This is a genomic window from Novosphingobium organovorum, from assembly GCF_022832435.1.
GTDB lineage: Bacteria > Pseudomonadota > Alphaproteobacteria > Sphingomonadales > Sphingomonadaceae > Novosphingobium > Novosphingobium organovorum.
Genome location: NZ_JALHLF010000115.1, coordinates 1 through 11,338, shown reverse-complemented (window position 1 = coordinate 11,338; position 11,338 = coordinate 1). Strand labels below are relative to the sequence as shown.

The following is an 11,338-nucleotide window of genomic DNA, read 5'->3' as shown; positions in this document are numbered from 1 at the left end:
GGGCGGACCGCAGGCAGGTGGGTCGCAGGCGGGCAGGGCGCGGGGTGCGGGCGTGGCGCGCGCCGACCACCCGACCATCGTTTCGCTCAATCCGTGCACCGATGCGATCCTTGCTGAAGTTACCGCGCCCGGCCAGTTGCTGGCCATTTCGGGCTACAGCCACGATCCGCAGAGCAGCTCGATGCCGCCCGAGGAGGCCGCGCGCTACCGTTCGGTCTCGGGGGCGGTCGAGGAAGTGGCGAGCCTGGCGCCCGACGTGGTGGTGGCGGGGAGCTTCATGGCGCCCAATACCGTCACCGCGCTGCGCGACCTGGGCATCAAGGTCGTGCTCGAGCCGATCGTCGCGACGGTCCCCGACGCGCGCAAGCAGGTGCGCGATCTGGCCGCGCTGAGCGGCGAGACTGGGCGCGGGGAGGCGCTGGTTGGCCGGATCGACGCCGCGCTGGCGGCCAGCGCGCCGCCGCCGGGCTGGACCCCGGTGCCCGCGCTGATGTGGGAATCGGGAGGCCTGGTGGCGGGCAACCAGACGCTCGTGGTCGATCTCATGCGCCACTCCGGCTTTACCAACAGCGCCAGCGCGCGCGGGCTGGCCCAGGCCGATTACCTGCCGCTCGAACAGGTTCTGGCCGATCCGCCGGGGGTCATCTTCACCGCGGGCAATCCGCTGGCCGAGGAAGACCGGATGCTCAACCACCCGGTCTTCGCGCGGCTGAAGGACACCTTGCGCGTGCCGCTTTCGCGCTCCTTGCTATGGTGCGCCGGGCCCACCGTGCCGCGTCTGCTCGATCGGCTGGCCAAGGCGCGCGGCGCCTGGCGGGCGCACCTCTCCGCGCGCACGGGGGCGTCGGTCGATCGCCGCGCGGGTGCGCCAGGGCTGGACGCGCAGGCGTCCGTGCCGGTAAGGCAAGGCTCCCCGACCGCCAAGACGCCTCGATGAACCTTCGCCTCAACCTTCTTCTTCTCGCCGGGCTCGTGCTTGCGGTGCCGTTGTCGCTGCTGGCCGGGCGCGTGTGGATCAACCCGTTCTCGGCCGAGACACAGAACGCCTCGCTGATCCTGCTCCAGCTGCGCTTGCCGCGCGCGGTGCTGGCGGTGACGCTGGGCGCGGGGCTGGGCGTGACCGGCGCGGCGATGCAGGCCTATCTGCGCAACCCGCTGGCCGATCCGGGGCTGTTCGGGATTGCGCCGGGCGCGGCGCTGGGCGCGGTGCTCAGCTTCTGGACCGGCTATGCGGCCACCCCCTGGGTGCTGCCGGGCTTTGCGCTGGTCGGCGCATCGGGGGCGATGCTGCTGCTCGCGCTGATCGCCGGGCGCGGGGGCGGGGTGGCGCTGTTCACGCTGGCGGGCCTGATGGTTTCGAGCCTGGCGGGCGCGCTGATGAGCCTGGCGATCAGCCTTTCCCCCTCGCCCTTTGCCATGTCCGAAATCGTCACCTGGATGATGGGCGCCCTGGCCGACCGTTCCTGGCGCGAGGTGGGCATTGCGGTGCCGTGCACGCTGGGCGGGATCTGGGTGCTGTGGACGGCGCGGCGCAGCCTCGATGCGCTGACGCTGGGCGAAATGGCGGCGCGCTCGCTCGGGGTCGATCCGCTGGTGTTGCAGATCCAGGTCATTGCCGGTGTCGGGCTGGTGATCGGCTCGGGCGTGGCGGTGGCCGGGATCATCGGCTTCGTCGGGCTTATGGTGCCCCATCTCGTGCGCCCGCTGACCGACCGGCGGCCGAGCGCGCTCCTGCTGCCGAGCGGGCTGGCGGGGGCCTTGCTCCTGCTGGTCGCCGATTGCCTGTGCCGGGTCCTGCCGCTGGCGAGCGGCGAGCTGCGGCTGGGTATCGCGCTCAGTCTGCTGGGCACGCCGTTCTTCCTCGTGCTGCTGCTGCGTATGCGGCGGCGGATGATCTAGGAGCGTGCGATGAAGGCCTTGCGGTCATGAGCCTGGGTGTCGAGAGCCTGAGCGTGGCGGGTCGTCTTGGTGACGTTTCGATCCTGTGCCGGCGCGGTCTGGTCACCGCAATCTGCGGGCCCAACGGTGCGGGCAAGTCGACCCTGCTGAGCTGCCTTGCCGATCTCCAGGCGCCCGATGCCGGGCGGATCGTACTGGGCGGGCGGGTGATGACCTTTACCTCCGCGCGCGAGCGGGCGCAGTGGATCGGCTATCTGCCGCAATCGCCCGAGATCGCCTGGGACATTTCGGTCGAAGTGCTGGTCTCGCTGGGGCGCCTGCCCTGGGCCGAGGCTCCGGCCGGAGAAAACGCCGTCGCGATCGAGGACGCGATCCGCGACATGGATCTCGAGGCGCTGCGCCACCGTCCGGTCTCGAGCCTGTCGGGCGGCGAACGCGCGCGCGCGCTGATGGCCCGTGTGCTGGCGACCCAGCCCGGCTGGCTGCTCGCCGACGAGCCGCTCGCCAGCCTCGATTTGGGCCATGCCGCGGCGCTCATGCGACGGTTTCGCCAGCAGGCGCAGAAGGGGCGGGGGGTGGTGCTCGTGCTCCATGACCTTGCCACCGCGATGAACCACGCCGACTACGTGGTCGTGCTCGACAGGGGCGCGCTGGTCGTCGAGGGGCCACCCGAGGTCGCACTGGCGCGCGACATCATCAGCAGCGTCTGGAAGTGCCGCGCGCAGTGGCTGGGCGATCCGGGCGAGCGCGCGCTGTCGATCGCGCCGCCTTCGCCGGTTACCGGGAGCGCCTTGCGCATCGTCGACTGAGCTTTGACCGGGCCGATTGCGGCCGTGCGGGGCAACCGCTTCCCGGTTCGGGGATTGTCTTGGCGCGGGGCGTGCCTATTTTCAGCGAAAATCCAAGTCGGCCCTGCTTGGTTGGCGCTTGATCGGCGCTTGATTGGCGCGAACAAATCTGGAACAAAGCCCCCCATGAGTCTCACCCACATCACCGTCCGCGGCGCGCGCGAGCACAACCTCAAGGGCTTCGACATCAGCCTGCCGCGCGACAAGCTGATCGTCATCACGGGCCTTTCCGGCTCGGGCAAGTCGTCCCTCGCGTTCGATACGATCTACGCCGAAGGCCAGCGCCGCTATGTCGAGAGCCTTTCGGCCTACGCGCGCCAGTTCCTCGAGATGATGCAGAAGCCCGATGTCGAGCATATCGACGGGCTCAGCCCGGCGATTTCGATCGAGCAGAAGACCACCAGCCGCAACCCGCGCTCGACGGTGGCGACGGTAACCGAGATCTGGGACTACATGCGCCTGCTGTGGGCGCGCGTGGGCGTGCCCTACTCGCCCGCGACGGGGCTTCCGATCGAGGCGCAGACCGTCTCGAACATGGTCGACCGGGTGATGGAGCTGCCCGAAGGGACCCGGCTCTATCTGCTCGCCCCGGTCGTGCGCGGGCGCAAGGGGGAATACCGCAAGGAACTGGCCGAGTGGCAGAAGGCGGGCTACACCCGCGTGCGGATCGACGGTGAGCTTTACGCGATCGAGGATGCCCCCGCGCTCGACAAGAAGTATAAGCACGACATCGAAGTGGTGGTCGATCGCATTGCGGTGAAGGAGGGTATCCAGACCCGCCTTGCGGACAGTTTCGAGCAGGCGCTCAAGCTCGCCGAAGGGCTCGCCTACGCCGATCTGGCCGATGGCGTGGTGCCCGGCCGCGAGGGCGAAGGGGCGGACGCCACCGGCAAGAACCTCAAGGGCGCCGGGCTTCCCGCCAACCGCATCGTGTTCAGCGAGAAGTTCGCCTGTCCGGTCTCGGGCTTCACGATCGAGGAGATCGAGCCGCGCCTGTTCTCGTTCAACGCGCCGCAGGGCGCGTGCCCGGCCTGCGATGGTCTGGGGGAAAAGATGGAGTTCGATCCCCAACTCGTCGTTCCCAACGAAGGGCTGTCGCTCAAGCAGGGCGCGCTCGTGCCCTGGGCCAAGTCGAACCCGCCTTCGCCCTATTACATGCAGGTGCTGGCCTCGCTGGCCGCGCATTTCGGCTTTGCGCTCACCACCCCCTGGCAGGACCTGCCCAGAGACGTGCGCATCGTCATCCTTTATGGCACCGCCGGATCGCCGGTGCCGCTGACGTTCAAGGACGGCAAGAAGGAATACACCGTCACTAAGCCGTTCGAAGGCGTGATCGGCAATCTCAACCGCCGCCTGATCCAGACCGACAGCGCCTTCATGCGCGAGGAGCTGACCAAGTTCCAGACCGCGCAGCCCTGTGAGGTCTGCGCAGGCAAGCGCCTCAAGCCCGAAGCGCTGTGCGTCAAGCTGGCGGACAGTGACATTGCCGACGCCGCGCGGCTCTCGGTCGCCGATGCCTTCGCCTGGTTCGGCGCGCTCGACGGCAAGCTGACCGATCAGCAGAGCCAGATCGCCAAGGCGATCCTCAAGGAAATCAACGAGCGGCTGGGCTTCCTCAACAACGTCGGGCTCGACTACCTCAATCTCGACCGCACCTCGGGCACGCTTTCGGGGGGCGAGAGCCAGCGTATTCGCCTTGCCAGCCAGATCGGCTCGGGGCTTTCGGGCGTGCTCTACGTGCTCGACGAACCCTCGATTGGGCTGCACCAGCGCGATAACGACCGGCTGCTGGAGACCTTGAAGCGCCTGCGGGACCTGGGCAACACGGTCATCGTCGTCGAGCATGACGAGGACGCGATCCGCGCGGCCGATTACGTGGTCGACCTTGGTCCGGGTGCGGGTGTCCATGGCGGCGAGGTGGTGGCCGAAGGCACGCTCAAGCAGGTGCTCAGGAGCAAGGACAGCCTGACCGCGCAATACCTCAACGGCACCCGCCGGATCGAGGTGCCCAAGGTGCGCCGCAAGGGCAATGGCCACACCATCACGGTGGAGAACGCGCGCGCCAACAACCTCAAGGGGGTGACCGCCGAATTTCCGCTCGGCACCTTTTGCTGCGTCACCGGCGTTTCGGGCTCGGGCAAGTCCTCGCTCACCATCGATACGCTGCAGGCGGGCGCGAGCCGCACGCTCAACGGCGCGCGGGTGATCGCCGGGCCGCACGATGCGATCCGCGGGCTCGAGGCCTGCGACAAGGTGATCGAGATCGACCAGTCGCCGATCGGGCGCACCCCGCGTTCGAACCCGGCGACCTACACCGGCGCCTTCACCCAGATCCGCGACTGGTTTGCCGGGCTGCCCGAATCCGAAGCGCGCGGCTATAAGCCGGGCCGGTTCAGCTTCAACGTCAAGGGCGGGCGCTGCGAGGCCTGCCAGGGCGACGGTCTCATCAAGATCGAGATGCACTTCCTGCCTGACGTCTACGTCACCTGCGAGGAATGCGGTGGCAAGCGTTACAACCGCGAAACCCTTGAAGTGAAGTTCAAGGGCCACTCGATCGCCGACGTGCTCGACATGACGATCGAGGATGCGGTCGAATTCTTCAAGGCGGTGCCCCCGATCCGCGACAAGATGCAGATGCTGGTCGAAGTGGGGCTGGGTTACATCAAGGTCGGCCAGCAGGCGACGACGCTCTCGGGCGGTGAGGCGCAGCGCGTCAAGCTCGCCAAGGAACTGGCCCGAAGATCGACCGGGCAGACGCTCTACATTCTCGACGAGCCAACCACCGGCCTGCATTTCGAGGACGTGCGCAAGCTGCTCGAAGTGCTCCACCGGCTTGTTGAACAGGGCAATTCGGTGGTCGTCATCGAACACAACCTCGACGTCATCAAGACCGCCGACTGGATCATTGACCTGGGCCCCGAAGGTGGCATTCGGGGCGGCGAAATCGTCGCCACCGGCACGCCCGAGGATGTCGTGACGAACGAACGATCGTTCACGGGGCACTATCTGAAACCGCTGCTGGGATGAATGGTGGTGCGTGGCTGGAAGGTTTTCAGCTAGGCAATGGCTGGCGGGTTGGCCCACAGCGCGCTCCATCGAGTGCTGGACACCCAATGTTTTCGGGGAAGGGGGCGATGTCCCTCGTGTCTGTCGCTTGTCCTTTTCCGGATTCGGTAGCGGCTTTGCACTGCATTTGAGCGCCCAGGTTGCGGGCTCGCCACCTTCCGCGACGGGTTACGGAAGTGCAGTGCCGTCAACGCCGGATGAACGCTCATCGGCGAGCAAGAGATGGCAGGGGCTGTGTGCGGGAGGCGGATCGGCGCTCCTCGTGGAGAAGGGAAGCGGCTTGTTGGCGAGTGTAGCAGTTGAGCCGGGCGAGGGCGAGCTTGATATGGTTGTCGACGGTAGAAGGGGCGATCTGTAGGTGGCGGGCGATCTCTTTTGAACTCATGCCCCTTTCCACGAGGGCGAGGCATTGCCGCTGTCGTTTACTCAGCCAGTAAAGGCGATCTGATCTCTTCACGGTAAAGCCTTATCTTGTTAGTCCTAGTGGCTTGAGTGTCCTTGCGTCCTGCGTGGATGTCCTGTGAAAATTACGCAATGGTCCTTAGTTAATTAAAATTCCCCAATTTTTCAGAATATTGCTTTATTGTCATTGCTGTGTTGTGTTAAGGAATTGGGTTAATTTTAGTTAGTGATTGGCTAGTGATTTTACTAGTACGTCGGCCGGGCGGCGAATCTCTAGAAATTACAGCATAGTGCAGGGGCGTAAGGCGGATTAGCCATAGCTCCGGAGGGACCAGGGGAGCGGGGGCGTTCTCCCGGCCTGCTATCCATCGGCCCGCATGTCGGGTCGACCCGCCCTAACCCGACGCTCTGCTGGCGCGCGCCGAGAAGGCGCCGCCAGCAGACAAAGGCCTGGAGAGGGCGCATGTCCTTGGGAACGCAAGCGCGCATTTTCTGGCAAAATTGGTCGTTGGGGAAATCGCTGGCATCAGCGGCAAAAAATTGCACGGGGTCCGGGAACGCAGTGGCGCCCATCGCGGTTAGAGGAAGTGAAGACCGGCGCGGTACGTCCCCCACCCCCCTCCATGGCCGCGCCGGTCGAACGTTTTGCCGTTCTGACGAGAGCCATCGGGGCGCAACCCGGCGCCTAGTGGTTCGATTCTGACATTTGATACCCTATCGGATAGGGCGTGCTCTCATGTCAGAATCGTTTCGAACCACTAGCATATATTTAATTCTAGTGAATTTTATGATTTTGGCATTTGCGNTTGATACCCTATCGGATAGGGCGTGCTCTCATGTCAGAATCGTTTCGAACCACTAGCATATATTTAATTCTAGTGAATTTTATGATTTTGGCATTTGCGGACCCATCCCAGCCGCCAGGGGATGCAAATGGCAAAATCAATCCACTAGTGCCGAGGCAGCGGTTGGAAACGGCGATTTTAAGAGGCGATCAGTGCTCGTTCGAGAGAACGGCGAGTTTCACGGTACCCGAGCCGCGGCCGACGATGCCGATTTCGCGCGCGGCGGCCTTCGACAGGTCGATCACGCGGTTGCTGTGGAACGGCCCGCGATCGGTGATCGTAACGATGACGCTTTCGCCGTTGCTGGGATTGGTCACCTGGACCTGCGTGCCGAAGGGCAGCGTGCGGTGCGCGGCGGTCAGGCCTTCGGGGTCGAAGATCGCGCCGCTGGCGGTGCGGCGACCCGCGAACTGGTTGCCGTAGAAGCTGGCAAGGCCACTGTCGAAGGGTTCGAACTGCTGCTCGTCCTCACCCATTTCGGGGCGTGGTGCGGGAAGCGCCTGAACGACGGGGCGGGAAACGAGAAGGGTTTCGGAAGGCGTGGCTGCAGCTACGACCGATGCGCTCGCTGCGAGCGGGGCCACGGTCTCGACGGTGGCGGCCGCATCGGCATGGACGGGGCCTGCGAGCGGCAGCGTGAGCGCGCTGGCAAGCGCGGTGAACATTCCGAAAGGCGAATACGGCAAAACCGACCCCACTGCGCCGTTGACGATGGCTGGCTTGTACAGGGCTTCGCGTGCGGAGGGGACTCCTGAAAAAGCGGCCCGTCGCGCTTTGGCAACGGGCCGCCGGGATTCGATGCGCGGTGAACGGCGGGAGGTTGTCCCTGCCGCCCCGCCGAACTCAGGAGTTCGGCTTAACGATCGCGCTGCGCCAGCAGGCGCAGACGCGCTTAACGATCGCGCTGCGCCAGCAGGCGCAGGCGCAGGGCATTGAGCTTGATGAAGCCCGCCGCATCCTTCTGGTCGTAGGCGCCGGCATCGTCCTCGAACGTCACGTGGCGTTCCGAATAGAGCGAATTGGGCGACTTGCGGCCGACCACCGAAGCCAGGCCCTTGTAGAGCTTGAGGCGCACGGTGCCGCTGACCTTTTCCTGGCTGTGATCGATCGCGGCCTGGAGCATTTCGCGCTCGGGGCTGAACCAGAAGCCGTTGTAGATGAGCTCGGCGTACTTGGGCATGAGCTCGTCCTTGAGGTGCGCCGCGCCGCGATCGAGCGTGATCTGCTCGATGCCGCGGTGCGCACGGGCGTAGATCTCGCCGCCCGGCGTTTCGTACATGCCGCGCGACTTCATGCCCACGAAACGGTTCTCGACGAGGTCGAGACGGCCGATGCCGTGCTTGCGGCCCAGGTCGTTGAGCGCGGCGAGCAGCGTGGCGGGCGACATCACCTCGCCGTTGAGCGCGACGCCATCACCCTTTTCGAAGTCGATGGTGATGTATTCGGGCGTGTCGGGCGCGTCTTCGGGATTGACGGTGCGCGAGTACACGTAATCAGGCGTCTCTTCCCACGGGTCCTCGAGGACCTTGCCTTCGGACGAGGTGTGCAGGAGGTTCGCGTCAGTCGAGAACGGGCTTTCGCCGCGCTTGTCCTTGGGGACCGGGATCTGGTGCTGTTCGGCCCAGGCGATCAGCGCGGTGCGGCTGTTGAGGTCCCATTCGCGCCACGGTGCGATGACCTTGATCGCGGGATCGAGCGCATAGGCCGAAAGCTCGAAGCGGACCTGGTCGTTGCCCTTGCCGGTGGCGCCGTGCGCGATCGCGTCGGCGCCGGTTTCGCGGGCGATCTCGATCAGGCGCTTGGAAATCAGCGGGCGGGCGATCGAGGTGCCCAGCAGGTAGTCACCCTCGTAGCGGGCGTTGGCGCGGAACATCGGGAACACGTAATCGCGTACGAATTCCTCGCGCACGTCGTCGATGTAGATGTTCGCGTCGGGCAGACCCATGAGCTTGGCCTTGGCGCGGGCGGGTTCGAGCTCCTCGCCCTGGCCCAGGTCGGCCGTGAAGGTCACGACTTCGCAGTTGTAGGTGACCTGGAGCCACTTGAGGATGACGCTGGTGTCGAGACCGCCCGAGTAGGCGAGAACGACCTTCTTGATGTCGGACATGGTTGCCGTGTTCTCCGCGAGAAAATGCGCTTATTCGGGACGCGCGCCTATCAGCCCGCGCCCCTGTGCGCAATGGGGCCGTGCAACGGGCCCCGCTGTGATCGGGTGGCGGTGTCAGCGCCGGCGCAGCGCGTTCTCGGCAGCGCCCATGTAGTCGCGGGTGAGCGGGAGCGTGCGGCGAAGGCGCGTGTACTGGATCTGGTAGTTGCACATCGAGCCGCTCTCGAACGCGGCGGTCGCCCCGGCGAGGTAGAAGATCCACATGCGGTAGAAGCGCTCGTCCATCATCGCGATGATCGCGTCCTTGTGTTCGAGGCAGCGCTTGTACCATTCGCGCAGTGTAAAGGCGTAGTGCAGGCGCAGGTTCTCCACGTCGCTGGCGATCAGGCGGAACTTCTCGCTCGCCGCGACCGTCTCGCTGAGCGCGGGGATGTAGCCGCCGGGGAAGATGTACTTGCGGGTGAAGGCGTCGGTGCTGCCGGGGCCGCCCATGCGCCCGATGGTGTGGAGCAGCATCACCCCGTCGTCGGTGAGCAGTTCTGCGGTGGACTTGAAGAACTGCTTGAACTGCGCCTGACCCACGTGTTCGAACATGCCGACCGAGACGATGCGGTCGAACTTCTCGCCGCGATCGGGCAGGGCGCGGTAGTCGACGAGCTCGAAGGTGACCCTGTCGCTCACGCCCGCTTCGGCGGCGCGCTGCTTGGCCAGTTCGATCTGCTCTTCGCTGAGCGTGATGCCGTGGACCCGCACGTCGGCGTGCTGGGCCAGGTAGATCGCCATGCCTCCCCAGCCGCAGCCGATGTCGAGCACGCGCTGGCCCGGTTCGAGCGCGAGCTTGGCCGCGATATGCGCAAGCTTGGCGGTCTGCGCCTGTTCGAGCGTCATGTCACGCTCGGGCCAGTAGGCGCACGAGTACTGCATGTGGCTGCTGTCGAGGAACAGTTTGTAGAGCGCGTTGCCGATGTCGTAGTGGTGCGCGATGTTCTTCTTCGCGCTCGCCGCGCGGTTGATCCCGTCGAGCAGGGTGACGGCCTTGTCGGTGGCCGACTTGAAGGCGGTCTTTTCCTTGACCTCGCCGCCGCGGTCCCACGGGGCGTTGGCGCGCAGGAGCTGGATCAGCTCCATGATGTCACCGTGTTCGATGACCATCTGGCCGTCCATGAAGGCTTCGGCGGCGCCCAGGCGCGGATCGGTCAGGATACGGCGTTCCCCGGCCTTGTCGGTGAAGCGCACGCGGACATTGGGATAACCCTCTTCGGGCGTGCCGAAGCGGGTGGTCGAGCCATCGGGACGGGTGACTTCGAGAGTGCCGTGGCGCACGCCACGTTCGAGGAACTTGTCTAGAATGGCCATCGTATCCAGTCGTCGTTTGCAAAAAAAGGGGGGCGATCGGGAGAGGTACGGTAGGGGAGGAAGAGGCGTTAGTAACCGTTTGTTTCAAGCTGATGCCGCGCGAATGGGGATCAGGCGCGGGCCAGGAACAGCACGTCGCGCGGCTGGGACAGCAAATGTTGGCCGGAATCCACGCAAACCGTCGTTCCGCTGGCCAGCCACCCTTGCGCGAGGAACAACGCCGTTTGCGCAATTTCGTCGGCTCCGGTCTTGCGGCCGAGCAGGTTCATGCGGTGCGAGACCTCGGTTTCGTCCTCGGTCTGGTCGTGGCTGGCGAGAATGGCGCCCGGCGCCAGGCCATAGACCCGGTCGTCCGGCGCGCCGCGCGCCATCGCCAGCATGGGGATGGTGGCGGCGAGCGCGTGCTTGCTCATGGTGTAGGAGAAGAAGTCGGGATTGGGGTTGAACAGTTTCTGGTCGGTGACCTGGATCAGGCGGCGCCCGTGGGGTGAGCGGGCGTGGGCGAAGAAGGCCTGTGCGAGGCGCGCGGGGGTGCCGGCGTTGACCTGCATCGCCGTCTCGAACGTTTCGGGGCAGAGCGCGTCGGCGGTGTCGAGGTCGAACACCGCGGCACAGTTGACCAGCACGCGCCAGTCTTCGAGCGTATCGCCGAGCTGGCGGATCATCGCCGGCCCCTCGTCCCAATCGTCGAGATCGCACGCGAGGATCTGCGCCGAAGGCAGCTCGGCGGCGAGCGCGCGGGCCTGGCCGACCGAGCGGCCGTAGTGGATCACGACGTGCCAGCCCGCGGCGGCGAACCGGCGTGCGAGCGCGGC

The 11,338-nt window shown here is 65.7% G+C and carries 9 protein-coding genes; 4 read left to right on the top strand and 5 right to left on the bottom strand.

Going from position 1 to position 11,338, the window contains the following annotated elements:
* From MTR62_RS18015 to uvrA, 4 genes are all read left to right on the top strand, one after another.
* Window positions 1-937, top strand: a 937-nt coding sequence (locus MTR62_RS18015; RefSeq protein WP_268739943.1) for an ABC transporter substrate-binding protein, incomplete at its 5' end; no start/stop codon positions are given.
* On the top strand, window positions 934-1,899 hold the full coding sequence (locus MTR62_RS18010) for a FecCD family ABC transporter permease (protein ID WP_244023533.1): 966 nt from the start codon (window positions 934-936) through the stop codon (window positions 1,897-1,899). The genes MTR62_RS18015 and MTR62_RS18010, both read left to right, overlap by 4 nt.
* A gap of 26 nt (window positions 1,900-1,925) precedes the next feature.
* Complete coding sequence (locus MTR62_RS18005) at window positions 1,926-2,708, top strand: ABC transporter ATP-binding protein (protein ID WP_244023530.1); 783 nt, start codon at window positions 1,926-1,928, stop codon at window positions 2,706-2,708.
* A gap of 165 nt (window positions 2,709-2,873) precedes the next feature.
* Window positions 2,874-5,774 carry an excinuclease ABC subunit UvrA gene (gene uvrA, locus MTR62_RS18000; protein ID WP_244023528.1) on the top strand — a complete coding sequence of 967 codons (2,901 nt, stop codon included), beginning with the start codon at window positions 2,874-2,876 and terminating at the stop codon, window positions 5,772-5,774.
* A gap of 244 nt (window positions 5,775-6,018) precedes the next feature.
* Here the strand turns inward: uvrA and MTR62_RS21660 are convergent, their stop codons facing one another.
* The 5 genes from MTR62_RS21660 to MTR62_RS17980 form a co-directional block, all read right to left on the bottom strand.
* Entirely contained in the window at window positions 6,019-6,270 is a 252-nt protein-coding gene (locus tag MTR62_RS21660) for a response regulator transcription factor (RefSeq protein WP_407672706.1), read from the bottom strand.
* 939 nt (window positions 6,271-7,209) lie between these two features.
* Complete coding sequence (locus tag MTR62_RS17995) at window positions 7,210-7,746, bottom strand: septal ring lytic transglycosylase RlpA family protein (protein ID WP_244023526.1); 537 nt, start codon at window positions 7,744-7,746, stop codon at window positions 7,210-7,212.
* Window positions 7,747-7,952: 206 nt separating this feature from the next.
* Window positions 7,953-9,167 (bottom strand): argininosuccinate synthase, encoded by a 1,215-nt coding sequence (locus tag MTR62_RS17990; protein WP_244023524.1) that lies wholly within the window; start codon window positions 9,165-9,167, stop codon window positions 7,953-7,955.
* A 114-nt stretch (window positions 9,168-9,281) separates the two neighbouring features.
* Entirely contained in the window at window positions 9,282-10,523 is a 1,242-nt protein-coding gene (locus MTR62_RS17985; protein ID WP_244023522.1) for an SAM-dependent methyltransferase, read from the bottom strand.
* A 110-nt stretch (window positions 10,524-10,633) separates the two neighbouring features.
* The coding region (locus tag MTR62_RS17980) for an SDR family oxidoreductase (protein WP_244023520.1) at window positions 10,634-11,338 on the bottom strand (705 nt) is incomplete at its 5' end.

What these genes read in the sequence shown, in the direction of transcription:
- MTR62_RS18010 (WP_244023533.1), top strand. Translation starts at nt 934, where the DNA reads ATGAACCTTCGCCTCAACCTTCTTCTTCTCGCCGGGCTCGTGCTTGCG.
- MTR62_RS18005 (WP_244023530.1), top strand. Translation starts at nt 1,926, where the DNA reads ATGAGCCTGGGTGTCGAGAGCCTGAGCGTGGCGGGTCGTCTTGGTGAC.
- uvrA (WP_244023528.1), top strand. Translation starts at nt 2,874, where the DNA reads ATGAGTCTCACCCACATCACCGTCCGCGGCGCGCGCGAGCACAACCTC.
- MTR62_RS17990 (WP_244023524.1), bottom strand. Translation starts at nt 9,167, where the DNA reads ATGTCCGACATCAAGAAGGTCGTTCTCGCCTACTCGGGCGGTCTCGAC.
- MTR62_RS17985 (WP_244023522.1), bottom strand. Translation starts at nt 10,523, where the DNA reads ATGGCCATTCTAGACAAGTTCCTCGAACGTGGCGTGCGCCACGGCACT.